We start from the raw sequence: 24,984 nt of genomic DNA on the forward strand, positions 1-24,984 counted from the left end.
ACGGGCCGGACAAGCCGCGCACTATATCATCGCCACGGCACACCACCCAAGCACGGAACCGGCGCACCGCCTCCGCTTTCATATCCATTTGCTACAGCGCCGCCCGGCCTCGTCACGCACCGGGAACACATCGGCGAACGGCTGCGACGATCAGGGCGTGAGCCGGATCGACATTACGGCTATAATCCCCGCCTTTTCCCAGTCTGACCGACCCTGACATGAGCCAATCCAGCGACCTGATCCAATCCGCACAGCGCACCATCCGCCTAGAGATAGAAGCCATCGAGAGCCTGCTGGGACACATCGATGGCGATTTCGTGCGTGCCTGCGAGCTGATCCTGGCCAGCAAAGGCCGGGTCGTGGTGGTCGGCATGGGCAAGTCGGGACACATCGGCAACAAGATCGCCGCCACCCTGGCCAGCACCGGCACCCCGGCGTTCTTCGTCCACCCTGCCGAAGCCAGCCATGGCGACATGGGGATGATCACGCGTGACGATATCATTCTGGCCCTGTCCAATTCTGGAACCACCAGCGAGATCGTCACCCTGCTGCCGCTGATCAAGCGCCTGGGCATCCGCATGATCAGCCTGACCGGCAATCCGGAGTCGACCCTGGCCAAGGCCGCCGACGTCAACCTCAATGCGCGCGTCGAACAGGAAGCCTGCCCGCTGAACCTGGCACCGACCTCCTCGACCACCGCCGCCCTGGTGATGGGCGACGCACTGGCTGTCGCACTGCTCGAAGCGCGTGGCTTCACCGCCGAGGATTTCGCTTTCTCGCACCCCGGCGGTGCGCTGGGGCGGCGCCTGCTGCTCAAGGTCGAGCACGTGATGCACAGCGGTGACACCCTGCCCAGCGTCCCGCGCGGCACCTCGCTGCGCGACGCCCTGCTGGAAATGACCCGCAAGGGCCTGGGCATGACCGCCATCGTCGAACCCGACGGCCGCCTGGCCGGAATATTTACCGACGGCGACCTGCGCCGCACCCTGGACCGCGCCCTGGACATCCGCCAGGCCAGCATCGACCAGGTGATGACCGTGCACGGCAAGACGGTGCGCGCCGAGATGCTCGCCGCCGAGGCGCTGAAGATCATGGAAGATCACAAGATCAACGCACTGATCGTCGTCGACCAGGAAGATCGCCCGGTGGGCGCCTTCAACCTGCAGGACCTGGTCAGAGCCGGGGTGATGTAATGGAGAATCACGCAGTGAACGAACAATTGCAGCAACGCGGCCAACGCATCCGCCTGGCAGTCTTCGACGTCGATGGCGTACTGACCGACGGCCGTCTGTATTTCCTGGAAGACGGCAGCGAATTCAAGACCTTCAACACCCTCGACGGCCAGGGCATCAAGATGCTCATCGCTTCGGGTGTCACAACGGCTATCATTAGCGGACGCAAGACACCGGTGGTCGAGCGCCGTGCGAAGAATCTCGGCATCGCGCACCTGTACCAGGGCCGCGAAGACAAACTGGTGGTACTCGACCAGTTGCTTGGCGAACTGAACCTGACCTACGAAGAAGTCGCCTACCTGGGTGACGATCTGCCAGACTTGCCGGTGATCCGCCGTGTCGGTTTGGGGATGGCCGTGGCCAATGCCGCGCCCTTCGTTCGCCAGCACGCCCATGGCGTGACCCAGGCTCGCGGTGGCGAAGGTGCCGCACGCGAGTTCTGCGAACTGATTCTCGCTGCCCAGGGCAAGCTGGATGCCGCCCTGGCCGCTTATCTGTAGAAACCGTCTTTTTATAGAAGCCGCATATGCTCAGCAAAAAGATCCGCACTTACCTGGTTCTCGGCGCTCTCGCCCTGCTGCTGGCTGCAGCCGGCTACTGGAACGTCAGCCCGGAAAGTTTCATGGACCAGCCGGCACAAGTGGCCGACGACACGGCCATCGACTACTACGTCATCAATGCGCGCAGCGTGCAGTACCTGCCCGACGGCAAGGTCCAGTACGAGATGACCGCCGACAAGGTCGAGCACCTGAAGGCCACCGAGGTGTCCCTGGTGACCACCCCGGACCTGCAGATGTACCGTGGCACGCTCTACCCCTGGCATGTGCAGAGTACCCGTGCCGAGGTCTCGCCCTCCGGGGACCAGGTGGAGCTGATCGACAACGTTCGCGTGGCGCGCACCGATGAAAAGCAGCGCGCGACCATCATCACCAGCAGTCGGATGACTGTATTCCCACAGAAGCAATATGCGCAGACCGAGCAAGCCGTTAAAATCGACGCCGCCGGCGGTGTCAGCACGGCGGTCGGGATGAAAGCCTATTTGAAAGACGGCAGGATGGACCTGTTGTCCAAAGTAAGAGGACAGTATGACGCTCGTTAAAACCCTCCCTTTATTGCTCGGCCTGGGCGCAGCACTGGGAAGCGCGAGCGCCTGGTCCCTGCCGACCGACCGTGATCAGCCGATCCACATCCAGTCCGACGACGCGCAGCTGGACGACAAGAAAGGCATCGCCACCTATAAAGGCAACGTAATCATCACCCAGGGCTCGATGAAGATCACCGGCAACACCGTGACCATCACCCGCAATGCCCAGGGCGAAGTCGACGTGTTCACTTCGGTGGGCAACCTGGCCTATTACGAGCAGAAGCCCGCGGTGGACAAGCCCATCGTCCAGGCCTATGCCGTCACCATCCAGTACTACGCAGCGCAGGATCGCATCGTGCTGATCGACAAGGCCAAGGTCATCAACGACGGCAACACCTCCGAAGGCGAGAAGATCGTCTACGACACCGTGCGCCAGGTCGTCAGTGCCGGCCGCGCCACAGGCAACCAGGTCACCGCGCCACGTCCGCGCATCGACATGGTCATCCAGCCGAAAAAGAAAACCGAACAGCAGCAGAAGGCGCAGTAAATGGCGACGCTTAAAGCCCAGCACCTGGCCAAGAGCTACAAGAGCCGCCAGGTCGTACGCGATGTCAGCCTGTCCATCGACAGCGGTCAGATCGTCGGCCTGCTGGGCCCCAATGGCGCCGGCAAGACGACCTGCTTCTACATGATCGTCGGCCTGGTCCAGGCCGACCAGGGCCGCGTGCTGATCGACGACCTAGACGTCAGTCACCAGCCCATGCACGGCCGCGCCCGTGCCGGCATCGGCTATCTGCCACAGGAAGCCTCGATCTTCCGCAAGCTGAGCGTGGCCGACAACATCATGGCGATCCTCGAGACCCGCAAGGAACTCGATGCCGCCGCCCGCCGCAAGGAACTGGAAAGCCTCCTGCAGGAATTCCACATCACCCACATCCGCGACAGCCTCGGCATGAGCCTGTCCGGTGGTGAACGCCGCCGCGTGGAGATCGCCCGCGCCCTGGCCACCTCGCCGAAGTTCATCCTGCTCGACGAACCCTTCGCCGGTGTAGACCCGATTTCGGTCGGCGACATCAAGCAGATCATCCATCACCTCAAGGCCAAGGGCATCGGTGTCCTGATCACCGACCACAACGTGCGTGAGACCCTGGACATCTGCGAAACCGCCTACATCGTCAACGACGGCCAGCTGATCGCCGAAGGCGATGCCGAGACCATCCTGGCCAACCAGCTGGTGAAAGAGGTTTACCTGGGCCACGAATTCCGCCTCTGACAGCGCTCAGGCTGTTGACAACAGATTATTTGTCATGACGCTCTAGGCAAGCACTCGGGCTTCAGGCATATAATTTGCTTATAAGGCGGCGCCCAGGCGCCCTGTAGTGGATGGCGCTCTCCGGCGCCGGCGAATGAAGGTGTTGAGCAACTGCCATGAAACCATCGCTAGTCTTGAGAATGGGCCAGCAGCTGACGATGACGCCGCAGCTGCAACAGGCCATCCGCTTGCTTCAGCTCTCGACCCTGGATCTGCAACAGGAGATCCAGGAAGCGCTGGAATCCAACCCGATGCTGGAACGCCAGGAAGAAGGCGACGACTTCGACAATTCCGACCCCATGGCGGACAACGTCGAGAACAAGGTGACCAGCGAGCCCCAGGAACCGACCTTCCAGGAAACCGCCACCACGGTGGACAACCTCGAGGAAGGCGACTGGAACGAGCGCATCCCCAATGAGCTGCCGGTCGACACCGCCTGGGAAGACATCTACCAGACCAGTGCCAGCAGCCTGCCCAGCAGCGACGACGATGACTGGGACTTCACCACCCGCACCTCGGTCGGCGAGAGCCTGCAAAGCCATCTGCTCTGGCAGCTCAACGTCGCACCGATGTCCGACACCGATCGCCTGATCGCCGTCACCCTCATCGACTGCATCAACGACCAGGGCTACCTGGAAGAATCCCTCGACGAACTGCTGGAAGCCTTCGACCCGGAGCTGGATATCGAGCTCGACGAGATCGAGGCCGTGCTACACCGCATCCAGCAGTTCGAACCGGCCGGGGTGGGTGCGCGCACCCTAGGCGAATGCCTGTTGCTGCAACTGCGCCAGCTGCCCGCCAAGACCCCTTGGCTGAGCGAAGCCCAGCGCCTGGTCAGCGACTTCATCGACCTGCTCGGCGGCCGCGACTATTCGCAACTGATGCGGCGCATGAAGCTCAAGGAAGACGAGCTGCGTCAGGTCATCGAACTGGTGCAGAGCCTCAACCCGCGCCCGGGTTCGCAGATCGAGTCCAGCGAACCGGAATATGTGGTACCTGACGTGATCGTGCGCAAGGACAGCGACCGCTGGCTGGTGGAGCTGAACCAGGAGGCGGTGCCACGCCTGCGCGTCAATCCGCAGTACGCCGGCTTCGTACGCCGCGCCGACACCAGTGCCGACAACACCTTCATGCGCAACCAGTTGCAGGAAGCGCGCTGGTTCATCAAGAGCCTGCAGAGCCGCAACGAAACGCTGATGAAGGTCGCCACGCAGATCGTCGAGCACCAGCGCGGCTTCCTAGAGTACGGCGACGAAGCCATGAAACCGCTGGTCCTGCACGACATCGCCGAAGCGGTAGGCATGCACGAATCGACCATTTCCCGGGTCACCACGCAGAAGTTCATGCATACGCCACGCGGCATATACGAGTTGAAATACTTCTTCTCCAGCCACGTCAGCACCTCCGAAGGCGGCGAATGCTCGTCCACGGCGATCCGCGCCATCATCAAGAAACTGGTGGCCGCGGAAAATCAGAAAAAGCCATTGAGTGACAGCAAGATCGCTGGTTTACTGGAGGCACAAGGCATTCAAGTCGCCCGTCGCACCGTCGCCAAGTACCGCGAATCGCTGGGCATTGCACCCTCCAGCGAGCGCAAGCGACTGATGTGACCGATGGGGTTCAGGCGGCGATCCCGAGCTCGATCGCAGCCGAACCCGGCCAAAGCGTTCCAGTGGCAGGCACGGCCTGCCTCTTATGCACAGGCAAAGGAGAGAGCAGTATGCAAGTCAACATCAGTGGACACCAACTGGAAGTGACCAAGCCCCTGCGCGAATATGTGGAGCTCAAACTCAAGAAACTCGAAGGACATTACGACAAGATCACCAATGTCCAGGTCACCATGACGGTCGAGAAGCTGAAACAGAAAATCGAAGCCACGATGCATATCCCTGGTGGTGAAGTGGTGGCCAACGCCGAACATGACGACATGTATGCGGCCATCGACCTGCTCACCGACAAGCTCGACAGACAATTGCTCAAGCACAAGGAAAAGCAGCAAAGCATCCTCAAGGGTGCGACCGCTCGCTAACACACCCGACCCATGATCCGACTTGAAGATATCCTGACCCCCGGCCGTTCCCTGGTGAACGTGCCGGGCGGCAGCAAGAAGCGCGTACTCGAACAGATTGCCAACCTGATCGGCCGTGAAGTACCGCAACTCGAAGCCAATACCGTATTCGAAAGCCTCGTGGCCCGTGAAAAGCTCGGCTCCACGGGCTTTGGCAATGGCATTGCCATTCCCCACTGCCGCCTCGCCAACTGCTCATCGCCGGTCAGTGCGGTGCTGCACCTGGAAACCCCGGTCGACTTCGACGCCATCGACGGCGCGCCCGTCGACCTGCTGTTCGTGCTGCTGGTCCCCGAGGCTGCCACCAACGAGCACCTCGAACTGCTGCGCCAGATCGCCAGCATGCTCGACCGCGACGATGTCCGTCGGCAGCTGCGCGCCGCGCCAAGCGGCGATGCGCTGTACCAGGCAGTGCTGAAAGAACTCAAGGGCCATTGACCATGAGCCCGCGCATGATCGTCGTCAGTGGCCGTTCCGGTTCCGGCAAGAGCACCGCGCTCGACATGCTGGAAGACAACGGTTTCTACTGCGTCGACAATCTGCCAGCGGGCCTGCTGCCCGAGCTGGCGGAACGCGCACTGCTCAACACCGAACAGACCGAGCCGCTGCTGGCGGTCTCGATCGACGCGCGCAACATGCCCAGCCATCTGAGCCGCTTTCCGCAGATCCTGGAAGAACTCCGCGCCCGACATATCCAGTGCGACGTGCTCTACCTGGACGCCGATGATGCCACCCTGCTCAAGCGTTTTTCGGAAACCCGTCGCCGCCATCCGTTGAGCAGCTCGCAGCGCTCCCTGGCCGAAGCCATCCACGACGAGAGCCTGCTGCTCGGCCCGATCGTCGACCTGGCCGACCTGAAGATCAACACCACACACCTGAACCTTTACCAACTGCGCGACACCATCAAGTTGCGCCTGCTGAACAAGCCGGAACCCGGCACCGCGTTTCTCATCGAATCCTTCGGCTTCAAGCGCGGCATGCCGGTGGATGCCGATCTGGTGTTCGACGTGCGATGCCTGCCCAACCCTTACTGGAAGCCGGAACTGCGCGAGCATTCCGGTCTGGACCCGGTGGTGGCCGAGTACCTGGCAGCGCAGCCAGACGTAGAAGAGATGTTCCAGGACATCTTCGCCTATCTGAACAAATGGCTGCCGCGCTTCGCAGCCAGCAACCGTTCCTATGTCACCATTGCCATTGGCTGCACCGGCGGGCACCACCGCTCGGTCTACCTGACCGAACGCCTGGGTCAGATCCTGCAACAAACACTCAAGAACGTTCAGGTCCGTCACCGCGACCTCAGCTGAAGGACTTTCACTGCGATGCCCGTTCGTCAAATCACCATCATCAACAAACTGGGCCTGCACGCCCGGGCCGCTGCCAAGTTCGTCGGCGTGGCCGGCAAGTTCCCCTGCCAGATCAAGGTCGGCCGCTCGCCGGAGAGCCTGGTGGACGGCAAGAGCATCATGGCCGTCATGATGCTGGCCGCTGGCAAGGGCACCGACATCCACCTGTTCGCCGAAGGCGAACAGGACGAGCAGGCCCTCGATGGCCTGGTCGAGCTGATCAACAACAAGTTCGATGAAGGCGAGTGACCACGCCAGCGAACAAAAAAGGGGATGCCACTCGGCATCCCCTTTTTCGTGATCGCCTGGGCGTCTAGGCACCCATCCACGTGACCGCGTGGGCCACCAGCAGGACAACTCCGCCAAACAACAACAGGCTGCCCAGCACCCGGCGTAAGCGCTTGAGACGCACGCCCGCAGTACTTGAACCTCTACCCTGCGCGGCTTTTTCCACCACGAGCATCAGCCCAGCGCTGCCTGGTAGCGGCGCGCCACTTCATCCCAGTTGATGACGTTGTAGAAGGCACCGATGTATTCGGCGCGGCGGTTCTGGTACTTCAGGTAGTAGGCGTGCTCCCAGACATCCAGGCCCAGGATCGGCGTGTTGCCGTGCATCAGCGGGCTGTCCTGGTTCGCGCTGTGCTCGACCACCAGCTTTTTCTCCGGGGTGACGCTCAGCCAGGCCCAGCCGCTGCCGAAGCGCTTGACCGCCGCGTCGGTGAACGCACTCTTGAAGGCTTCGAAGCCGCCCAGTTGCGTATCGATGGCCTGGGCCAGCACACCGCTTGGCTGGCCACCGCCCTGGGGCTTCATGACGGTCCAGAACAGCGAGTGGTTGGCGTGCCCACCGCCGTGGTTGATGACCACCGGGCGCAGGTTTTCCGGCAGGCTGTTGACCCTGGCCACCAGCTCTTCGACCGGCAGCGACTCGTACTCGGTGCCGGCGATGGCCTTGTTGATGTTATCGATGTAGGTCTGGTGGTGCTTGGTGTGGTGGATCTGCATGGTTTGCGTGTCGACGTGCGGCTCCAGCGCCTCGTAGGCGTAGGGCAGTGCAGGCAAGGTATAGGGCATATCAGTGGACTCCTTGGTATTGGCCGATCGGCGAATGCCGGCGCACGCCAGGCTCACGCTCACCCACGCCGCTCAGCAGGCGCTGGGGGCGCGGGTACTCACCGTGTTCGCTGATGAAATTCAGCAGCTCGGCATAGGTGTGGTTGCTGTGGCGCAAGGCCGCCTGGCGCAGGGCTTCGGGCAGCCGTGGGTTCTGAACGGCCTGCAGCAGCCGCTGATGGATAGCGCAGAGGTATTCGGCGCTCTCCTCCGGCTGCCCCAGGCTCAGGTGCAGGTCGGCCAGGTTGTGATGGGAAATGACGCAGGCGGCCACGGCTTCGTCCGCGTCCGCCCAGCGCTCGAGCAGCACCTGGGCGAGCGCCAGGGCCTGAAGGTACAACTCACGAGCCTCGACCCAGTCGCCGAGGTTGAAACAGCGATTGGCCTGTTCGATGGTGCGTTTCCAATGCTGCATGATCACCTCCAGAACGCCGGGCGCGACTCGCTCAGATCCCGCCGGCGGTGAGTTTTTCGGGGTTGAGCAACGTCTCCAGCTGGCTGCGTTGCAGGTCGGTGTGTTCCAGGGCCACATCGATAATGGGGCGGCCCTGCTGGTAGGCCTTCTTGGCGATCTCGGCGGCCTTCTGGTAACCGATGATCGGGTTGAGTGCGGTGACCAGGATCGGGTTGCGCGACAGCGCCTCCTGGAGCTTGGCCTGGTTGACCTTGAAGCTGGCGATGGCCTTGTCGGCCAGCAGGCGGCTGGTGTTGGCCAGCAGCTCAATGCTGCGCAACAGGTTGTCGGCGATGATCGGCAACATCACGTTCAGCTCGAAGTTGCCCGACTGCCCGGCCACCGTGATCGCCGCGTCGTTGCCGATCACTTGGGCGGCGACCATGGCGGTGGCCTCGGGGATCACCGGGTTGACCTTGCCGGGCATGATCGACGACCCGGGCTGCAAGGCTTCGAGTTCGATCTCACCAAGCCCGGCCAAGGGGCCGGAGTTCATCCAGCGCAGGTCGTTGGCGATCTTCATCAGCGAGACCGCAGTGGCCTTGAGCTGACCGGAGACGGCCACGGCGGTGTCCTGCGAACCGATCAGCGCGAACAGGTTCTGGCCAGGGGTGAAGGTCACTCCGCTCAGGGCACTCAGGTGAGCATTGAAGCGCTGGGCGAATTCGGGGTGGGCGTTGATGCCGGTGCCGACGGCGGTGCCACCCTGGGCCAGGGACTGCAGGCTCGGCTGCAGCGCCTGCAGGTTGACGATGTTGGCGCGCAGCTGGCTGGCCCAGCCGTCGAGCACCTGGCTCATGCGCACCGGCATGGCGTCCATCAGGTGGGTGCGGCCGGTCTTGACGAACGGATGCACCTGCACGGCCTTGTCGGCCGTGACCTTGACCAGGTGCTCCAGCGCCGGCAACAGGTGCTCATGCAAGGCCAGGGCGGCACTGACATGGATGGTGGTAGGGATGATGTCGTTGCTGCTCTGGCCGCAGTTGACATGGTCGTTGGGGTTGACCGTCTCGCCCAGGATGCGTGTGGCCAGGGTGGCGATCACCTCGTTGGCGTTCATGTTGGAGCTGGTGCCGGAGCCAGTCTGGAAGATATCCACCGGGAAATGCACCATGAAGTCCTCGGCCAGCAGTTGCTCGACGGCCTGGACGATGGCACGGCTCTGCCCCGCACTGATCTGCTCCAGCTCCAGGTTGGCCTTGGCTGCGGCAGATTTGGCCAGCAGCAAGGCACGGATGAACTGCCGCGGCATGCGCTGCTGGCTGATCGGGAAGTTGTCTACCGCACGCTGGGTCTGGGCACCGTACAGCGCCTCGGCGGGCACCTGCAGTTCACCCATGCTGTCGCGTTCGATACGGGTATTACTCATCGGAATGTCCTTGCAGCAGTTCAGTGAGAGAAATCGAAGGTTGCAGCACGCAACTGGCCAGCTCATGGGCGCAGGCGCGCCATTGGCGGTCGCTCGCCAGGGTCTTGAGATCCCGCAGCGGCCGCCAGCACTGGTCCAGGCACAGGCAGCGCCAGTGCCACGGCAGCACTGTGTCGCGGGCGGTGTCGAGCAACAGGCGGAAGGAGGCCTGGGCGATATGGCGATTGGGAATGCCCTTGAAGCGGGCCAGATAGCGGCCTTCGGCGAGGTAGTGATCGATGAGGCGAGGCTCGTCCGGGTCGAGCCCGCAACGGATCCGCAGACCCAGTGCATTCCAGCTTTGCAGCTGCGGCAATTCATGCAGGACAGACGCCATGAGCCCCTCTCATCCAATTAATGATACTCATTATTAATTGAGATTAAGAATCATGACAACCTGGAATTTGCCGAGGCCGACGAGCGCAAGAATCGGGTACAAGCGGCTTTAGCCGCGAAAATGCCGGTAAAGAAAATACATTTGCTGTGAATGTGACGCCATCTTAGTGGCTGAAGCCGCCCCTAGCCTGTCGGGCTGATCAAGGAGGAAATTTCGCTTGCCGGGGGCAATTCCTACCCATCAGTCAGGCTTTTCCTGCGGCCAATTCGCTTTCATTTGTGCGAACTTTCCGAGAAAATTCCGGCCTCTTGCATGGGGTATCGTCGAACACTAGGCTGCGTTCGTCGCTGAATATCAGCGATCGGGTTTAGCAGCCCTTCAGTGATAGATGTTGCACCAGAACCGCTTATGGCGGCTTTGCGTGGGGCACCCTCGGGTGCGCCGGTTTGTTGCATCTATCCACCGGTCTGCTAACCCGCGACAAAGCCGCCACCTTCCGAGCGTTTAGCAGCGTCCGTCCGGTGGCCCCGAACAGGATAGATGCAATGAAAACCGTAATTCCCGACCCACCCTGCCTCGAAGACGCCCTGCTCCACGTCCATAACGTGCTGCGCAGCGCCGCCGCCACCGCCTATGAAAGCGCCGATCAGCTCAACGGCCCGCAACGCGATCTGGCGCTGTCTACCCATCACCTGATCGGCCTGGCCCAGTCACTGCTCGACGAAACCCTGGAGCGGCTGGAAACGGCCTGATTCAGGAAGGGCTGGTAGTGGTGCTCCAGCCGCACCCGGTAGGAGCGGCTTCAGCCGCGAAGCGACCGCAGGTTCACAACAGATGCAGTGATTTTCCTGGCGCTTTCGCGGCTAAAGCCGCTCCTACTGGTGCCGCCTTGAAGGATCAGCTGCCCGCGACGGTCATGCGCTCGATCAGCACCGAGCCGGTGCGAATGTTGCCGCGCAGCTCCAGGTCGCTGCCCACGGCGACGATCTGGCGGAACATCTCGCGCATGTTGCCGGCAATGGTGACTTCCTGGACCGGGAACTGGATCTCGCCATTCTCTACCCAATAACCCGCTGCGCCCCGCGAGTAGTCGCCGGTGACCATGTTCAGGCCGCTGCCCATCAGCTCGGTGACCAGCAGGCCACGCCCCATGCGGCGCAGCAGCGCAGCCTGGTCCTCGCTGCCGTGGGTGACGAACAGGTTGTGCACACCGCCGGCGTTGGCCGTGCTCGGCATGCCCAGCTTGCGCCCCGAGTAGGTGCTCAGCACATAGGACACCAGGTCGCCATTCTCGACGAACGGCTTGGCGTAAGTCGCCAGCCCGTCGCCGTCGAATGCCGCGCTGCCCAGGGCGCGCATCAGGTGCGGGCGCTCGTCGATGGTCAGCCACTCAGGGAACAGGCGCTGACCCAGGGTGCCCTCCAGGAAGGATGACTTGCGGTACAGGTTGCCGCCGGAAATCGCCCCCAGGAAGCTGCTGAACAAGCCCCCGGCCAGCTCGGCCGAGAACAGCACCGGCACTTCGCAGGTCGGCACCGGGCGGGCACCGAGGCGGCTGGCCGCCCGTTGCGCGGCCTTGCGGCCGATGCTCTGCGCATCACTCAGCAGTTCACCCTGGCGGTTGACGTCATACCAGTAGTCGCGCTGCATCTGGCCGCCGTCTTCGGCGATCATCACGCAGCTCAGGCTGTGCCGGGTGGAAGCGTAGCCACCAATGAAACCGTTGCTGTTGCCGTATACCCGGCAGCCCTGATGGGTGTTGAGGGTGGTGCCATCGGCATTGCGGATGCGGCTGTCGGCTTCGAAGGCCGCCGCCTCGCAGGCCAGGGCTTTCTCGATGGCTTGCTCGGGGCTGATATCCCACGGGTGGAACAGGTCGAAGTCCTGGATATCCCGCGCCATCAGCGCAGCATCGGCAAGCCCCGCACTGTGGTCTTCGGAGGTGTGCTCGGCAATCGCCAGGGCGGCGGCGACGGTTTCGCGGATCGCCTCCGGGCCGGTGGCGGAGGTGCTGGCCGAGCCTTTGCGCTGGCCAACGTACAGGGTGATACCGAAACCCTGGTCGCGATTGAACTCGACGGTCTCGACTTCGCGCTGGCGCACCGAGGTCGACAACCCTTGGTCCACGGACACCGCCACTTCACAGGCCGTGGCGCCCTGGCGGCGCGCTTCGGCGATGATCTGCTCGACCTGTTCCTGCAGGGCGGGCAAGGCCTGCGGGCCGACGCTTGGGGTTGCACTCATGACTTTCTCCATCAAATTCTGCTTTCGGCACGGCCCGTATACCGAGCGGGCCGGACAAGCGGCCCCCGACTGGTTATCATGGCGCCGTTTATTTTCGGACGGCCCCCATGGTTGATTCTTACGACGACTCCCTTGATGGGGAGAAAAGCAAAACCCAGGTAAAACGTGAAATGCAGGCTCTGGTAGAGCTTGGCGAACGCCTGACGACCTTCAAACCCGACCTGCTGGACAAGCTGCCGCTGACCGACGGCCTGCGCAAGGCACTGGCCGAAGCGCCGAAGCACACGGCCCACGCCGCGCGCAAACGGCACATCCTGTTCATCGGCAAGCTGATGCGCGACCAGGACCAGGAAGCCATCCTCGCCATGGTCGACCAGCTCGACAGCTCGACCCGCCAGTACAACGAGCGTTTCCATGCCCTGGAGCGCTGGCGCGACCGGCTGATCGGCGGTGATGACGGCGACCTGGAAAAATTCGTCGCCGAGTACCCCGATGCCGACCGCCAGCAACTGCGCTCGCTGATCCGCCAGGCCCAGCACGAGGTGGCGCGCAACAAGCCGCCGGCCTCGAGCCGCAAGATCTTCAAATACATCCGCGAAGTGGACGAGCTGCAGCGCGGCCTGCGCTGAAGCCCTCCCCCTGCACGCCACTCAAGCCCCGGTGCCGCCCACGGTGATCGCATCGAGCTTGAGGGTCGGCTGGCCTACGCCGACCGGCACCGACTGACCATCCTTGCCACAGGTGCCGACGCCGCTGTCCAGCGCCAGGTCGTTGCCGACCATCGACACCCGGCTCATGGCCTCGGGCCCGTTGCCGATCAGGGTCGCACCCTTGACCGGCGTGGTGATGCGCCCGTCTTCGATCAGGTAGGCCTCGCTGGTGGAAAACACGAACTTGCCGCTGGTGATGTCGACCTGACCACCGCCGAGGTTGGCGCAGTACAGGCCTTTCTTCACCGAGGCGATGATTTCCTGCGGGTCGCTCTGCCCGCCGAGCATGTAGGTGTTGGTCATGCGCGGCATCGGCAGGTGCGCGTAGGACTCGCGGCGACCGTTGCCGGTACGCGCCACGCCCATCAGCCGGGCGTTGAGCTTGTCCTGCATGTAGCCCTTGAGCACGCCGTTCTCGATCAGCGTGGTGCACTGGGTCGGAGTGCCTTCATCATCCACGCTCAGCGAACCCCGGCGACCGGCCAGGGTGCCGTCGTCGACGATGGTGCACAGGCTCGACGCGACCTTTTCGCCCATGCGCCCGCTGTAGGCCGAGCTGCCCTTGCGGTTGAAATCGCCCTCCAGGCCATGCCCGACCGCTTCGTGCAGCAGTACGCCGGACCAGCCCGAACCCAGCACCACCGGCAGCGTACCGGCGGGTGCCGGCACCGCTTCGAGGTTCACCAGCGCCTGGCGCAAGGCCTCGCGGGCATAGCCCATGGCACGGTCTTCGTTGAGGAAATAACGGTAGTCGGTGCGCCCGCCACCGCCGTGCCCGCCACGCTCACGGCGACCGTTCTGCTCGACGATGACACTGACATTGAAGCGCACCAGCGGGCGTACATCGGCGGCCAGGCTGCCATCGGCTGCGGCCACCAGGATGCGCTCCCAGACCCCGGCCATGCTCACCGACACCTGCTGGATACGTGGGTCGAGGGCACGGGTGGCGACGTCGATGCGCTTGAGCAGCTCGACCTTCTCGGCGCGGCTGAGCACTTCAAGGGGGTTGTCCGGTGCGTAGAGCTGCGCGACATCCTGGGCACTGAAGGCCTGCACGCGGCCGTTCTGCCCGGCGCGGGAAATCGAACGGGCGGCACGCGCCGCTGCGCTGAGGGCTTCGAGGTTGATGGCGTTGCTGTAGGCGAAGCCGGTCTTCTCACCGGACTGTGCCCGCACGCCGACGCCCTGGTCGAGGTTGAAGCTGCCTTCCTTGACGATGCCGTCCTCAAGGGCCCAGGACTCGGAAATGATGCCCTGGAAATACAGGTCGGCGGCATCGATGCCAGGCCCGGCCAGCTCGCCCAGCACCGACTGCAGGTTGTCCAGGCTCAGGCCACCGGGGGCCAGGAGATGTTCGCTGACTGAGGACACGTGACTCATATTCACTCCGAAGCAGGCCGCACCGCGTCCTGCACTGAAAATCGCCGGTGACTCGACACCGGCATCCGCGCCCGGATGGACGCCTGTTCTTCGTTGTCGCGCTGGGCCAGCAGCACGCCCTCGCCCTTGGCCTGCTCGGCCAGGATGCGCCCCCAAGGGTCGACGATCGCCGCCTGCCCCCAGGTTTCCCGCGGGCCGGGATGCACGCCGCCCTGCGCGGCGGCCAGCAGGTAGCACTGGGTCTCGATGGCGCGGGCGCGGATCAGCACCTCCCAGTGCGCCGCGCCGGTCACCGCCGTGAACGCCGACGGCGCGCTGATCAGCTCGGCACCGGCTTCACGCAGGGCCGTATACAGCTCCGGGAAGCGCAGGTCGTAGCAGACACTCAGGCCCAGACGCCCGACCGGCGTGTCGGCGACCACGATGCGGCTCCCATGAGCATAGTCATCGGATTCACGATAGCGCCCGCGATTGTCCGTCACATCCACATCGAACAGGTGCAGCTTGTCATAGCGTGCGACCTGTGCGCCGTATTCGTCGATCAGCAGCGAGCAGGCCGTGACCTTGCCATCGGGCTGCCCCTCGGGCGGCAACGGCAAGGTGCCGGCGACTATCCATAACCTGAGGTCGCGGGCCGCCTGTTTCAACCAGGGCAGCACCGGTCCCTGCCCGGTGGCTTCGGCATGGCCCAGCGCAGCGGCATCGCGCCGCCCCAGCGCCGAGAAGTTTTCCGGCAGCACCGCCAGGCGCGCGCCCTGCCCGGCCGCCTGCTCCAGCAGGGCACGGGCCTGGCGCAGGTTGGCATCGATGTCGCTCTGGCTGACCATCTGGATGACCGCGAATGTCACGCTGCTCTCCCGGATAGTGCGGCGGGCCGCGCCATCACTGTGGTTTCTCGAAGGGTTTGTCGAAGGTGATCTTCGGCTCTTTCCAGGGCCCTTCGACCTTGTACTGGACGCTGGCGAAACGTGCAACGCGGTCGCCCAGCAGCTTGTCAGCGATGAATAGCGCACCACCGATGGCCGGCGCACCGACGATCAGCGCGGCGATCGGCAGGTTATTGGTCAGCGGCAGGGTCACCAGCAGCTTGGCATCGACGCGGTCCTTGACCATGTCCAGGGTGCCATCAAGCTCCAGGTTGCTCGACGGGCCGGTCAGGATAATGGGCTTGCGAGTCACGTAAACGCCATCGCTGGCCACCAGCACACCCTTGACCTTGTCGTAGCTCAGGCCCTTGCCCAACAGGTCGGAGAAGTCCAGGCGCAGGCGCCGGCCGATGGAGTTGAAGTTGAGCAGGCCGAAGACGCGCAGGGCCTGTGCGCCGCCTTCGACTTCGACGAACTGGCCGTTGGCGAGGTTGGCATCCAGCGTGCCCGAATAGCGCTTCAGGCCCACCCAGGCCGGCGAGCCGGGCCAACGGCCGTCGATGTCCAGGTCGAACTTCTCGCTGGTCACCGTGGGCGCGAAGCCCCAGGCCTTGAGCACGTCGCCGAGGTTCTTGCCCGTCACGTGGCCCTTGAGCCAGCTGCTGCTGGCGCCAGGGGCGCCTTCCCAGCCGCCTTCGCCGGTCAGCTGCAGGCCCTTGAGGCCCAGGCTCATGTCGTTGAAGCGCAGCCCGGCAGGTGTTTGGCGGGTTTTCAGGCCCCAACTGCCGAGCAGTTGCTCGCCCTGGAACAACTGGTCGATCTTCACATTCAGCGCAGGAATGTTGCGTGGGTCGACATCGCCCAGCGGGTCAGGTGCGTTGTCCGAGGCCTGCGCGGCCGGATCGGCTGCTGGCAGGCGCACGTACTGCATGGCGATGTCCAGCGGCGCATTCTTGGCATCCGGCAGCGTGGCGTTGCCCTTGGCCTGGGCACTGTCCAGCGACAACTGCCAGGCCGGGCCGCTGCGTTGCAGCTGCACGCGGGCCTGGTCGAGGGTGGTGCCCATGGCGGTCAGCTTGCCCAGCTGCACGTCGACACGGTTGAGCAGTTGCCGGGCATTGCCACCCGGGTCGTTGCCGCTGTAGCGCTGCGCCACCGCCTGCCAGGGCGCGATGTCCAGTTCCGGCAGGCTGCCGCTGACGCGCAGTCCCTTGGCTTGGGGGACCACGGCACCGCCCTGGCCGAGGAACAGCTCGCCACGGCCCTGCAACGGGTCGCTGGCCGGCGCGGCCCAGGCCAGATTGGCCATATCGGCGTAGGCCGCGTCATAACGGCGCTCGCTGCCTTGCAGGGTCATGCGCAGTTCGCTGGCACGCACCTGCTCGGCGCTCTTTCCGAACGGCGCCGGCAGGTCGATGGCCACGCCGCGCAGGTCGGAGGTGATCGCCAGGGGCGTCGAGGCGTCATCCAGGGTCAGTTGCAACTGGTAGGGAATGTCGCCCGACACCGGGATCGGCTGGTTGAAACCCAGCCATTCGGTGAGGCGCTTGATCTCGATCTGGCTGCTGGCGGTGATCCGCGTGACATTCGCGCCCGGTTTGCCTTCGGCGAACACCTGTGCCGTCACCGGGCGTCCGAAGGCCTGGCCGCTGATGTTCTTGCCCGACAGGCCGCGGGCGCTGTCGAAGCGAAAATCGCCCTTGAGCTGGCTCAGTTCCAGGGGCGGGTCAGGCAGCTTGAGGCGCGCGCCCTCGCTGGCGAAATCCACCACGACCTTGGGTTCCGGACCCTTTTCCAGCGCAATGTCCAGCTTCAGCGCGCCGTTCAGCGGGCCCTCGCCCTCCCAGCCGGCGAAGGCCTTGGCAGTGCCGATTGGCGCGCTCTGGAGAATCTTCAAACCATCGACCATGCTGCCGGCGAACTTGCCATCCACCAGCAGGTGGCTGGTCTGCCCGCTTGGCACATGGGGCACTTCCACCTTCACGTCACTGATCTGGGTATCGAGCATCTGCCCCTTGTCGGCCTTGATGCGCACACCGCTGTTCTCGACATAGACCTTGCCGTTCACGCCAGTCAGCAACGGCCAGCCGGGTTCTACGGCCAGGGTGGCGTTACCCACGTCGAAGAACAGGCTGATCACCCGCGCGGTGTCGGGCGCGTTCTTGTGCAGCGAACCCTGGTACTGGAAGAACCCCTGATGCACGTCACCGGCCACCACGGCGGTGCGCAGCCAGTGGTCCAGCGCCGGGGTCAGCACCGCCGGCAGGTACTTGCCGGTGTACCGGCCATCGCCGTCGGTCATGCCCACCCGCAGGTCCATATAGTCCTCATGGCCGGGCTTGAGGAAGATGCGAATCAGGAAGTCGGCGGCGATCTTGCCTTCGTCACCCAGCACCTTGATGTAGGGCGCGACCAGGGTGAAACGCTCTTCGTCGAGGGTCCAGGTCAGGCGCGCATTGGCCTTGGGGTAGGTCCAGGGTTTGGCGAAGATCGGGTCGAGGTGCAGCATGAAGTCTTCGCTGTCCAGACGCAGTTCGCCCTTGCCCAGATTGCCGCTGATCGCGCCGCTGACGTTACCGGCCGCCGGGGCGCCGTGGTAGGCGTCGAAGCCGACGCGGTCGAGGTTGGCGGCAAAGCTCAGACGCTCGTCGCCCACCACGTCGGGGCGCCAGTCGAGCATGACGTTGCGCAGGCCACCGGTCACGTTGAGACGGTTCACCACCTCGCGCAGGGTGTCGGGCAGCGGCGCCAGGGCGTCGAGCAACGGGGTCAGCGGGGTCAGGTCCAGGCGGTCGGCCTCGACGTGCCAGGCCGCCGGGCGCTCGCCATCGGCCAGGGTCTGCCGCGCGGTCAGGCGGCTTTCCCAGCGCTGTTCGCCCAGGCTCATGGCCAGGGAGCTGACCTTGGCCTGGTAGCCCTGGTCGCTGTGGGTCAGCCAGGCATTGAGCGCCAGGTTGTCGATTTGCGCCGCCTTGCGCTCGGCATAGCGGCCGTTGATGTGCGGCGCATTGAGGCGCACGGCGGCGCTCTGCAAGGCACCGGCGCCCCACTCCAGCCAGAATTCGCCACCGGCCTTGAAGGTCGCGACATGCCAGTCGCCGGTCAGGCTCTTTGGCAGCCAGGCGGCCCAGTCGCTCTGTGGCAGGCTCAGGTACACCTGGGCCTGGGCGTCACGCCAGTGGCTGGCATCGATGCGTGTGTGCACATCCAGCGCCACGGGCTGGCCGTCGGGCAGGTTGAGCCGCGCGTCCAGGCGCTGCTGTCGGGTGCCGCTGCTCAGGCTGGCATTGACGTAGGTGAAGGTCATCGGCGTCGCATCGTGCGGTTGCACGGTGATCTGGCTGTCGAGCAGCGACAGGTGCGCGACCTGCTGCAGTTGTTCGAGCACGTGTTCGGGATCGGTGGGCGTATCGTCACGCCGGGGAATGCCCTGCAGGCTCCACTGGCCTTCGGCATCCTGGCTGAGCACCACTTGCAGGCCACTGACCTCCAGATGCGCGATGCGTACCTGGCGGGCCTTCAGGCTGGCCCACAGCGCCGGCACCACCCGCACCTGGTCCAGACGCAAGGCATTGCCACCCTCGCCCACCGTGACGTCATGGGCCAGCAGCACCGGGGCAAAACCGCTCCAGCGGCCCTCCAGGCGGCCGATGCGCAACGGCATGTCCAGGGCTGCGCCGGCACGGTCTTCCACGTCGGCACGGTATTCAGCCAGCATCGGCGCCAGTTGCCGGCCAAGGCTGACGTACAGGGCCGCCAGGATCAGCAGCGTGGCGCACAGCCCCAGGCTCCAACGGGTCAGGGTCGCCAGCAGGCGAGACAGGCGAGCCATGTCAGCGGCGCCTGTGCCAGGGCAGCGGATTCAGGTGCACGGGCCGGGAGCAGCCGGCCTTGGCGGGCGTCGGGATGGATTCACTGGTCACGCGTTACTCGCATCGATGCATGGGACGTGGCGGCTTGCACGACAAGCTCGCTCCTACTAGAGCAGTACAACGTCATATTGTTCCTGGGAATACATCGATTCGACCTGAAAACGGATGGTGCGGCCGATGAACGCCTCCAGCTCGGCCACGTTGCCCGACTCCTCGTCGAGCAGACGATCGACCACTCGCTGGTTGGCCAGCACCCGATACCCCACCGCCTGGTAGGCGCGGGCTTCGCGGAGAATCTCGCGGAAGATCTCGTAGCAGATGGTCTCCGGGGTCTTCAGCTTGCCGCGTCCATGGCAGCAATGGCAGGGCTCGCAAAGAATCTGTTCGAGGCTTTCGCGGGTGCGCTTGCGGGTCATCTGCACCAGGCCCAGCTCGGTGATGCCGATGATGTTGGTCTTGGCATGGTCGCGTTCGAGCTGCTTTTCCAGGGTGCGCAGCACCTGGCGCTGGTGCTCGACATCTTCCATGTCGATGAAGTCGATGATGATGATCCCGCCCAGGTTGCGCAGGCGCAGTTGCCGGGCGATGGCCGTGGCGGCTTCCAGGTTGGTCTTGAAGATGGTCTCTTCGAGGTTGCGGTGGCCGACGAACGCGCCGGTGTTCACGTCGATGGTGGTCATCGCCTCGGCCGGGTCGACCACCAGGTAGCCGCCGGACTTGAGCGGCACCTTGCGCTCGAGGGCCTTCTGGATTTCGTCCTCCACGCCGTAGAGGTCGAAGATCGGCCGCTCGCCAGGGTAATGCTCCAGACGATCGGCGATTTCGGGCATCAGTTCGGTGACGAACTGCCCGGTCTTCTGGAAGGTCTCTCGGGAGTCGATGCGGATCTTCTCGATGCGCGGGCTGACCAGGTCACGCAGCGTGCGCAGGGCCAGGCCGAGGTCTTCGTAGATGACGCTGGGCGGGCTGATGGTCTTGATCTGCTCGCCGATCTGGTCCCAGAGCCGACGCAGGTAGCGGATGTCCATGAGGATCTCGTCGGCCCCGGCGCCCTCGGCGGCGGTACGCAGGATGAAGCCGCCGGTCTCGGTGATGCCCTCCTGCTCGACGCAGTCGCTGACCACCTTCTTGAGCCGCTCGCGCTCGGCCTCGTCCTCGATCTTCAACGAGATGCCCACATGGGCAGTACGCGGCATGTACACCAGGTAACGCGAGGGGATGGACAACTGGGTGGTCAGGCGCGCGCCCTTGCTGCCGATGGGGTCCTTGGTGACCTGCACCACCAGGCTCTGGCCCTCGTGCACCAGCGAGCTGATCGGCTCTACCGCCGAGCCTTCGCGCAGGGAAATTTCCGAAGCATGGATGAACGCCGCACGGTCCAGGCCGATATCGATGAAGGCCGCCTGCATGCCGGGCAGCACCCGCACCACCTTGCCTTTATAGATATTGCCGACGATGCCGCGACGCTGCGTTCGCTCGACGTGAACCTCTTGCAACACGCCGTTCTCAACCACCGCCACACGGGATTCCATCGGCGTGATGTTGATCAGGATTTCTTCACTCATGGCTGCTCACCTTCCAGGCCTTGCCAACAGGGTATGCCGAAATGGCCCAGCAGGTCTGCGGTTTCGCACAGTGGCAGGCCCACGACCGCCGAATAGCTGCCGTGCAGTGCCTCGACGAAAATCGCCGCCAGCCCCTGGATGGCGTAGCTGCCGGCCTTGTCGCGGGGTTCGCCGCTGCGCCAGTAGGCGTGTGCCTCGACGCTGCTGATCGGACGAAAGCGCACGCGGCTGGTGACCACCCGGCTGACGCAGCGCGGGCCGTCGACCAGGGCGACTGCGGTGAGCACCTGATGCTCACGCCCGGAAAGCGCCGCCAGGGTATCCAGGGCGTCCTGGCGGTCCACAGGCTTGCCAAGGATGCGCCCGTCGAGCACCACGGCGGTGTCGGCGCCCATCACGCAGCCACCATCCTCACCCAACAGTGCCTGGCCGGCACGCGCCTTGGCGCAGGCCAGGCGCTCGACATAGGCGGCCGGTTCTTCGTCGGGCAGCGGGGTTTCGTCGATCTCGGCGCTCAGAACGCTGAACGGTACGCCGATCTGGGTGAGCAGTTCACGTCGCCGCGGGGAACCGGAAGCCAGGTAGAGCGAAGGCATGGGGACGTCTCCGTGTCAGCGACGCTCCCGCAGAAGCTGGGGCAGAAGCGCCGCTCAATTGATTTTCAGGCGCTTGCGCAGACCGCGCAGGCCGTAGCTGATCCACGGCCACAACAGGGCACTGACCAGCGCCGGCAACACCAGCGCCAGGGTGGGCTGACGGTTACCGGTCAGAGCACTGAGCCACAGCTGCACCAATTGCGCCACCCCGTAGACCACCAGCAGCACCAGGCACTGCTGCCACACCGGGAAGATCCGCAGGCGCGGCTGCAAAGCCATTATCAGGCAAGTGATCAGGGTGAGGATCAGCGCATTCTGGCCCAACAAGGTGCCGTACAGCACGTCCTCCATCAGGCCCAGCAGCCAGGCGGTGGTCATCCCCACCTTCTGCGGCAGGGCCAGGGTCCAGAAGGTCAGCAGCAGGGCCAGCCACATGGGGCGGAAGATTTCCATGAACTGCGGCAGCGGCATGACGCTGAGCAGCAGGCCGATGGCAAAGGTCAGCCAGACCACCCAACCGTTGCGTCCGGAGACATGACTAACCATCGGTAGGCTCCCGGGAGCTGGACGGCGCTCGGGCCGGTGTGGATGAAGCCGGCCTGGACGCCGGGCGACTGCCGTTCGCAGCCGGGGCCGGGTTGCCACGGGCGGCCGGCTGGGTCGCAGGTGCAGGCGTGGTCGCCGGGCGCGTCACCGGCAGGTTGCTCGGGTAGAACGGCAGCAAGGCACCAGGGATGTTCGACAGCACCGGCGCATAGGCCGCCGGTGCCGCTGGCTGGGCAGCCGTCTCGGCGGCGTGACGCTCGGCGCTTTCCTGGGCCTGGGCGGCCTCGGCGGCACGCTCCTCGGGCGAACGCCCGTCGGAGAATACCAGCAGCAGGTAACGGCTGCGGTTCAGCGCCGCCGTAGGCACCGCGCGCACGATGGCGAACGGCTGGCCCGAATCGTGGATGACTTCCTTGACCGTCGCCACCGGGTAACCGGCCGGGAAGCGCTGGCCGAGGCCGGAGCTGACCAGCAGGTCGCCTTCCTTGATGTCGGCGGTATCAGCGACGTGGCGCAGTTCCAGGCGCTCCGGGTTGCCGGTGCCGCTGGCGATGGCGCGCAGGCCGTTGCGGTTGACCTGCACCGGAATGCTGTGGGTGGTGTCGGTGAGCAACAGCACCCGCGCGGTGTAAGGCATCAGTTCGACCACCTGGCCCATCAGCCCGCGAGCGTCGAGCACCGGCTGGCCGAGAAACACGCCATCACGCTCGCCCTTGTTGATGATGATCCGGTGGGTAAAGGGGTTGGGGTCAGTGCCGATCAGTTCGGCGACTTCGACCTTTTCATTGACCAGGGCCGAGGAATTGAGCAACTCGCGCAGCCGCACGTTCTGCTCGGTCAGCGCCGCCAGCTTCTGCAGGCGCCCCTGCAGCAGCAGGGCTTCGGTCTTGAGTTTTTCGTTTTCGGCGAGCAGCTCGGTACGACTGCCGAACTGGGTAGCGACGCCCTGGAACAGGCGCTGCGGCAGATCGACGACCCAGTAGGCCTGCATCAGCACCAGCGACATCTGGCTGCGCACTGGCTTGAGCAGGGTGAAACGGGCGTCCACGACCATCAGGGCAACCGAGAGCACCGCCAGCACGAGCAGGCGCACGCCCAGCGAAGGGCCTTTGGTGAACAGCGGTTTAATGGGCCGCTCCTTTCGGGCATTCGCTCGAAGGATGGGGCCTTGCTTGGCAGTGGGTCATGAGCACGTAAAGCCTGGGCAGATGAAAGGCGCGTCGGGCGTCCGGGCCGAACGAAGGCCGACGCGTACAGGCAGCGCGAAGGCTGCCTGTAGACGAAGAACCGCCGGCGAGCGCCTGCGAAGGATCACTCGCTGGAAAGCAGGTCCATGGCATGCTTGTCCATCATCTCCAGCGCACGGCCACCGCCGCGCGCCACACAGGTCAGCGGGTCTTCGGCGACGATCACCGGCAGGCCGGTTTCCTGGGCCAGCAGCTTGTCGAGGTCACGCAGCAGCGCGCCACCACCGGTCAGCACCAGGCCACGCTCGGCGATGTCCGAGGCCAGCTCGGGCGGCGACTGTTCCAGGGCGCTCTTGACCGCCTGCACGATGGTCGCCAGGGACTCCTGCAGGGCTTCGAGCACTTCGTTGGAATTGAGGGTGAAGGCCCGTGGCACGCCTTCGGCCAGGTTGCGGCCACGGACGTCGACTTCACGGACTTCGCCGCCCGGGAAGGCGGTGCCGATTTCCTGCTTGATGCGCTCGGCGGTGGATTCGCCGATCAGGCTGCCGTAGTTGCGGCGCACGTAGGTCACGATGGCTTCGTCGAAACGGTCACCGCCGACGCGTACGGACTCGGCATACACCACGCCGTTGAGGGAGATCAGCGCGATCTCGGTGGTGCCGCCGCCGATGTCGACGACCATCGAGCCACGGGCCTCTTCGACCGGCAGGCCGGCACCGATGGCGGCAGCCATGGGCTCTTCGATGAGGAACACTTCGCGGGCACCGGCGCCCAGCGCCGATTCGCGGATGGCACGACGCTCGACCTGGGTCGATTTGCATGGCACGCAGATCAGCACGCGTGGGCTGGGCTGCAGGAAGCTGTTCTCGTGAACCTTGTTGATGAAGTACTGCAGCATCTTTTCGCAGACGCTGAAGTCGGCGATGACACCGTCCTTCATGGGGCGGATGGCGGCGATATTGCCTGGGGTACGGCCCAGCATGCGCTTGGCCTCGGTGCCTACGGCCACGACGCTCTTCTGGTTACCGTGGGTACGGATGGCGACGACCGAGGGTTCATTCAGGACAATACCGCGCTCACGCACGTAAATAAGGGTGTTGGCAGTGCCCAGGTCGATGGAAAGATCACTGGAAAACATGCCACGCAGTTTCTTGAACATGGGAAGGGGACCCTAGGGAACGCGTGGGTAAAAAAGTGCGGCAAACTCTAACAACGACAGGGATTTTGGGCAAGGAGCCAATATGTTAAATTGGCGGTTTTCCAAGCACGACCCTGCGCGTTTGCGGTTTCAGACCGACAAACTGCCGTTGTGTTCCGCTATCCGTCCACGGATCCAATCCGTCGCCCTGCATATGGAGATTCCCCATGGCGCTCGAACGCAGCGACGTGGAAAAGATCGCTCACCTGGCCCGCCTGGGCCTGAATGAAGCCGATCTGCCACGTACCACCGAAGCACTGAACAGCATTCTCGGCCTGGTCGACCAGATGCAAGCGGTCGACACCACCGGTATCGAGCCGCTGGCTCATCCGCTGGAAGCCGCGCAACGCCTGCGCGAAGACGCCGTGACCGAGCAGAATCACCGTGACGAATACCAGGCCATCGCTCCGGCGGTCGAACAGGGCCTGTATCTGGTTCCGAAAGTCATCGAGTAAGGGAAAGCGCC

The 24,984-nt window shown here is 64.3% G+C and carries 26 protein-coding genes; 13 read left to right on the plus strand and 13 right to left on the minus strand.

Translation table 11 applies throughout. The annotated features are described in order from the left end of the window. Positions 1–218: 218 nt before the first annotated feature. The 10 genes from QZ497_RS10815 to QZ497_RS10860 all read left to right on the plus strand — a co-directional run bounded on the left by QZ497_RS10815 (position 219) and on the right by QZ497_RS10860 (position 7,288). On the plus strand, positions 219–1,193 hold the full coding sequence (locus QZ497_RS10815; RefSeq protein ID WP_295474200.1) for a KpsF/GutQ family sugar-phosphate isomerase: 975 nt from the start codon (positions 219–221) through the stop codon (positions 1,191–1,193). Continuing rightward, complete coding sequence (gene kdsC, locus QZ497_RS10820; protein ID WP_295474203.1) at positions 1,193–1,732, plus strand: 3-deoxy-manno-octulosonate-8-phosphatase KdsC; 540 nt, start codon at positions 1,193–1,195, stop codon at positions 1,730–1,732. The genes QZ497_RS10815 and kdsC overlap by 1 nt, the downstream gene beginning before the upstream one ends. A gap of 26 nt (positions 1,733–1,758) precedes the next feature. Continuing rightward, on the plus strand, positions 1,759–2,331 hold the full coding sequence (gene lptC, locus QZ497_RS10825) for an LPS export ABC transporter periplasmic protein LptC (protein WP_295474206.1): 573 nt from the start codon (positions 1,759–1,761) through the stop codon (positions 2,329–2,331). Continuing rightward, complete coding sequence (lptA, locus tag QZ497_RS10830; RefSeq protein WP_295474209.1) at positions 2,318–2,863, plus strand: lipopolysaccharide transport periplasmic protein LptA; 546 nt, start codon at positions 2,318–2,320, stop codon at positions 2,861–2,863. The genes lptC and lptA overlap by 14 nt, the downstream gene beginning before the upstream one ends. Further along, the gene (gene lptB / locus QZ497_RS10835) at positions 2,864–3,589 is read left to right on the plus strand and encodes an LPS export ABC transporter ATP-binding protein (protein WP_295474212.1); all 726 of its coding nucleotides are present in this window, start codon (positions 2,864–2,866) and stop codon (positions 3,587–3,589) included. 155 nt (positions 3,590–3,744) lie between these two features. Beyond that, the gene (locus QZ497_RS10840) at positions 3,745–5,238 is read left to right on the plus strand and encodes an RNA polymerase factor sigma-54 (RefSeq protein ID WP_295474215.1); all 1,494 of its coding nucleotides are present in this window, start codon (positions 3,745–3,747) and stop codon (positions 5,236–5,238) included. A gap of 110 nt (positions 5,239–5,348) precedes the next feature. After that, positions 5,349–5,657, plus strand: coding sequence for a ribosome-associated translation inhibitor RaiA (raiA, locus tag QZ497_RS10845; protein ID WP_295474217.1), 309 nt, complete (start codon positions 5,349–5,351; stop codon positions 5,655–5,657). A 12-nt stretch (positions 5,658–5,669) separates the two neighbouring features. Continuing rightward, the gene (gene ptsN, locus QZ497_RS10850) at positions 5,670–6,134 is read left to right on the plus strand and encodes a PTS IIA-like nitrogen regulatory protein PtsN (RefSeq protein WP_295474220.1); all 465 of its coding nucleotides are present in this window, start codon (positions 5,670–5,672) and stop codon (positions 6,132–6,134) included. 2 nt (positions 6,135–6,136) lie between these two features. Next, positions 6,137–7,000 carry an RNase adapter RapZ gene (gene rapZ / locus QZ497_RS10855; protein WP_295474223.1) on the plus strand — a complete coding sequence of 288 codons (864 nt, stop codon included), beginning with the start codon at positions 6,137–6,139 and terminating at the stop codon, positions 6,998–7,000. A 15-nt stretch (positions 7,001–7,015) separates the two neighbouring features. After that, positions 7,016–7,288 carry an HPr family phosphocarrier protein gene (locus QZ497_RS10860; protein WP_295474225.1) on the plus strand — a complete coding sequence of 91 codons (273 nt, stop codon included), beginning with the start codon at positions 7,016–7,018 and terminating at the stop codon, positions 7,286–7,288. Between the two features lie 213 nt (positions 7,289–7,501). Here the strand turns inward: QZ497_RS10860 and QZ497_RS10865 are convergent, their stop codons facing one another. Genes QZ497_RS10865 through QZ497_RS10880 form a run of 4 tightly spaced genes read right to left on the minus strand, consistent with a single transcriptional unit; the run spans position 7,502 to position 10,351 of the window. After that, positions 7,502–8,113 (minus strand): superoxide dismutase, encoded by a 612-nt coding sequence (locus QZ497_RS10865; protein ID WP_295474228.1) that lies wholly within the window; start codon positions 8,111–8,113, stop codon positions 7,502–7,504. A 1-nt stretch (position 8,114) separates the two neighbouring features. Continuing rightward, complete coding sequence (locus QZ497_RS10870; RefSeq protein WP_295474231.1) at positions 8,115–8,567, minus strand: hypothetical protein; 453 nt, start codon at positions 8,565–8,567, stop codon at positions 8,115–8,117. Between the two features lie 31 nt (positions 8,568–8,598). Continuing rightward, entirely contained in the window at positions 8,599–9,975 is a 1,377-nt protein-coding gene (locus tag QZ497_RS10875; protein ID WP_295474234.1) for a lyase family protein, read from the minus strand. Next, on the minus strand, positions 9,968–10,351 hold the full coding sequence (locus QZ497_RS10880) for a FagA protein (RefSeq protein ID WP_295474237.1): 384 nt from the start codon (positions 10,349–10,351) through the stop codon (positions 9,968–9,970). The genes QZ497_RS10875 and QZ497_RS10880 overlap by 8 nt, the downstream gene beginning before the upstream one ends. A gap of 545 nt (positions 10,352–10,896) precedes the next feature. On the opposite strand from QZ497_RS10880, the gene QZ497_RS10885 reads away from it, so the two are divergent. Continuing rightward, entirely contained in the window at positions 10,897–11,103 is a 207-nt protein-coding gene (locus QZ497_RS10885; protein ID WP_295474240.1) for a DUF3077 domain-containing protein, read from the plus strand. A 145-nt stretch (positions 11,104–11,248) separates the two neighbouring features. Here the strand turns inward: QZ497_RS10885 and pmbA are convergent, their stop codons facing one another. Beyond that, on the minus strand, positions 11,249–12,595 hold the full coding sequence (gene pmbA, locus QZ497_RS10890; RefSeq protein WP_295474243.1) for a metalloprotease PmbA: 1,347 nt from the start codon (positions 12,593–12,595) through the stop codon (positions 11,249–11,251). Between the two features lie 107 nt (positions 12,596–12,702). Here pmbA and yjgA point away from each other — a divergent pair, with 107 nt between their 5' ends. Further along, entirely contained in the window at positions 12,703–13,224 is a 522-nt protein-coding gene (gene yjgA / locus QZ497_RS10895; protein WP_295474246.1) for a ribosome biogenesis factor YjgA, read from the plus strand. Positions 13,225–13,245: 21 nt separating this feature from the next. On the opposite strand, the gene tldD is transcribed toward yjgA, so the two are convergent. From tldD to mreB, 8 genes are all read right to left on the minus strand, one after another. Beyond that, entirely contained in the window at positions 13,246–14,685 is a 1,440-nt protein-coding gene (tldD, locus tag QZ497_RS10900) for a metalloprotease TldD (protein WP_295474248.1), read from the minus strand. 2 nt (positions 14,686–14,687) lie between these two features. Next, a complete protein-coding gene (locus tag QZ497_RS10905; RefSeq protein ID WP_295474251.1) occupies positions 14,688–15,533 on the minus strand; it encodes a carbon-nitrogen hydrolase family protein in 846 nt (281 codons plus the stop codon). Positions 15,534–15,567: 34 nt separating this feature from the next. After that, the gene (locus QZ497_RS10910) at positions 15,568–19,383 is read right to left on the minus strand and encodes a YhdP family protein (protein ID WP_295474254.1); all 3,816 of its coding nucleotides are present in this window, start codon (positions 19,381–19,383) and stop codon (positions 15,568–15,570) included. 147 nt (positions 19,384–19,530) lie between these two features. Beyond that, complete coding sequence (gene rng, locus QZ497_RS10915; RefSeq protein ID WP_295474256.1) at positions 19,531–20,988, minus strand: ribonuclease G; 1,458 nt, start codon at positions 20,986–20,988, stop codon at positions 19,531–19,533. Beyond that, entirely contained in the window at positions 20,985–21,584 is a 600-nt protein-coding gene (locus tag QZ497_RS10920; protein ID WP_295474259.1) for a nucleoside triphosphate pyrophosphatase, read from the minus strand. Before QZ497_RS10920 ends, rng begins: the two co-directional genes overlap by 4 nt. 54 nt (positions 21,585–21,638) lie before the next feature. After that, positions 21,639–22,130 (minus strand): rod shape-determining protein MreD, encoded by a 492-nt coding sequence (gene mreD / locus QZ497_RS10925; protein WP_295474263.1) that lies wholly within the window; start codon positions 22,128–22,130, stop codon positions 21,639–21,641. Continuing rightward, positions 22,123–23,250 carry a rod shape-determining protein MreC gene (gene mreC, locus QZ497_RS10930; RefSeq protein WP_295474337.1) on the minus strand — a complete coding sequence of 376 codons (1,128 nt, stop codon included), beginning with the start codon at positions 23,248–23,250 and terminating at the stop codon, positions 22,123–22,125. The genes mreD and mreC overlap by 8 nt, the downstream gene beginning before the upstream one ends. 191 nt (positions 23,251–23,441) lie before the next feature. Further along, complete coding sequence (mreB, locus tag QZ497_RS10935) at positions 23,442–24,479, minus strand: rod shape-determining protein MreB (protein WP_295474267.1); 1,038 nt, start codon at positions 24,477–24,479, stop codon at positions 23,442–23,444. Positions 24,480–24,685: 206 nt separating this feature from the next. Here mreB and gatC point away from each other — a divergent pair, with 206 nt between their 5' ends. Further along, positions 24,686–24,973: an Asp-tRNA(Asn)/Glu-tRNA(Gln) amidotransferase subunit GatC gene (gatC, locus tag QZ497_RS10940; RefSeq protein WP_295474270.1), complete on the plus strand. Its 288-nt coding sequence runs from the start codon at positions 24,686–24,688 to the stop codon at positions 24,971–24,973. Positions 24,974–24,984: the final 11 nt, after the last annotated feature.

It is taken from the genome of uncultured Pseudomonas sp. (genome assembly GCF_913777995.1).
Taxonomy (GTDB): Bacteria; Pseudomonadota; Gammaproteobacteria; order Pseudomonadales; family Pseudomonadaceae; genus Aquipseudomonas.

What these genes read in the sequence shown, in the direction of transcription:
- QZ497_RS10815 (WP_295474200.1), top strand. Translation starts at nt 219, where the DNA reads ATGAGCCAATCCAGCGACCTGATCCAATCCGCACAGCGCACCATCCGC.
- kdsC (WP_295474203.1), top strand. Translation starts at nt 1,193, where the DNA reads ATGGAGAATCACGCAGTGAACGAACAATTGCAGCAACGCGGCCAACGC.
- lptC (WP_295474206.1), top strand. Translation starts at nt 1,759, where the DNA reads ATGCTCAGCAAAAAGATCCGCACTTACCTGGTTCTCGGCGCTCTCGCC.
- lptA (WP_295474209.1), top strand. Translation starts at nt 2,318, where the DNA reads ATGACGCTCGTTAAAACCCTCCCTTTATTGCTCGGCCTGGGCGCAGCA.
- lptB (WP_295474212.1), top strand. Translation starts at nt 2,864, where the DNA reads ATGGCGACGCTTAAAGCCCAGCACCTGGCCAAGAGCTACAAGAGCCGC.
- QZ497_RS10840 (WP_295474215.1), top strand. Translation starts at nt 3,745, where the DNA reads ATGAAACCATCGCTAGTCTTGAGAATGGGCCAGCAGCTGACGATGACG.
- raiA (WP_295474217.1), top strand. Translation starts at nt 5,349, where the DNA reads ATGCAAGTCAACATCAGTGGACACCAACTGGAAGTGACCAAGCCCCTG.
- ptsN (WP_295474220.1), top strand. Translation starts at nt 5,670, where the DNA reads ATGATCCGACTTGAAGATATCCTGACCCCCGGCCGTTCCCTGGTGAAC.
- rapZ (WP_295474223.1), top strand. Translation starts at nt 6,137, where the DNA reads ATGAGCCCGCGCATGATCGTCGTCAGTGGCCGTTCCGGTTCCGGCAAG.
- QZ497_RS10860 (WP_295474225.1), top strand. Translation starts at nt 7,016, where the DNA reads ATGCCCGTTCGTCAAATCACCATCATCAACAAACTGGGCCTGCACGCC.
- QZ497_RS10865 (WP_295474228.1), bottom strand. Translation starts at nt 8,113, where the DNA reads ATGCCCTATACCTTGCCTGCACTGCCCTACGCCTACGAGGCGCTGGAG.
- QZ497_RS10870 (WP_295474231.1), bottom strand. Translation starts at nt 8,567, where the DNA reads ATGCAGCATTGGAAACGCACCATCGAACAGGCCAATCGCTGTTTCAAC.
- QZ497_RS10875 (WP_295474234.1), bottom strand. Translation starts at nt 9,975, where the DNA reads ATGAGTAATACCCGTATCGAACGCGACAGCATGGGTGAACTGCAGGTG.
- QZ497_RS10880 (WP_295474237.1), bottom strand. Translation starts at nt 10,351, where the DNA reads ATGGCGTCTGTCCTGCATGAATTGCCGCAGCTGCAAAGCTGGAATGCA.
- QZ497_RS10885 (WP_295474240.1), top strand. Translation starts at nt 10,897, where the DNA reads ATGAAAACCGTAATTCCCGACCCACCCTGCCTCGAAGACGCCCTGCTC.
- pmbA (WP_295474243.1), bottom strand. Translation starts at nt 12,595, where the DNA reads ATGAGTGCAACCCCAAGCGTCGGCCCGCAGGCCTTGCCCGCCCTGCAG.
- yjgA (WP_295474246.1), top strand. Translation starts at nt 12,703, where the DNA reads ATGGTTGATTCTTACGACGACTCCCTTGATGGGGAGAAAAGCAAAACC.
- tldD (WP_295474248.1), bottom strand. Translation starts at nt 14,685, where the DNA reads ATGAGTCACGTGTCCTCAGTCAGCGAACATCTCCTGGCCCCCGGTGGC.
- QZ497_RS10910 (WP_295474254.1), bottom strand. Translation starts at nt 19,383, where the DNA reads ATGGCTCGCCTGTCTCGCCTGCTGGCGACCCTGACCCGTTGGAGCCTG.
- rng (WP_295474256.1), bottom strand. Translation starts at nt 20,988, where the DNA reads ATGAGTGAAGAAATCCTGATCAACATCACGCCGATGGAATCCCGTGTG.
- QZ497_RS10920 (WP_295474259.1), bottom strand. Translation starts at nt 21,584, where the DNA reads ATGCCTTCGCTCTACCTGGCTTCCGGTTCCCCGCGGCGACGTGAACTG.
- mreD (WP_295474263.1), bottom strand. Translation starts at nt 22,130, where the DNA reads ATGGTTAGTCATGTCTCCGGACGCAACGGTTGGGTGGTCTGGCTGACC.
- mreB (WP_295474267.1), bottom strand. Translation starts at nt 24,479, where the DNA reads ATGTTCAAGAAACTGCGTGGCATGTTTTCCAGTGATCTTTCCATCGAC.
- gatC (WP_295474270.1), top strand. Translation starts at nt 24,686, where the DNA reads ATGGCGCTCGAACGCAGCGACGTGGAAAAGATCGCTCACCTGGCCCGC.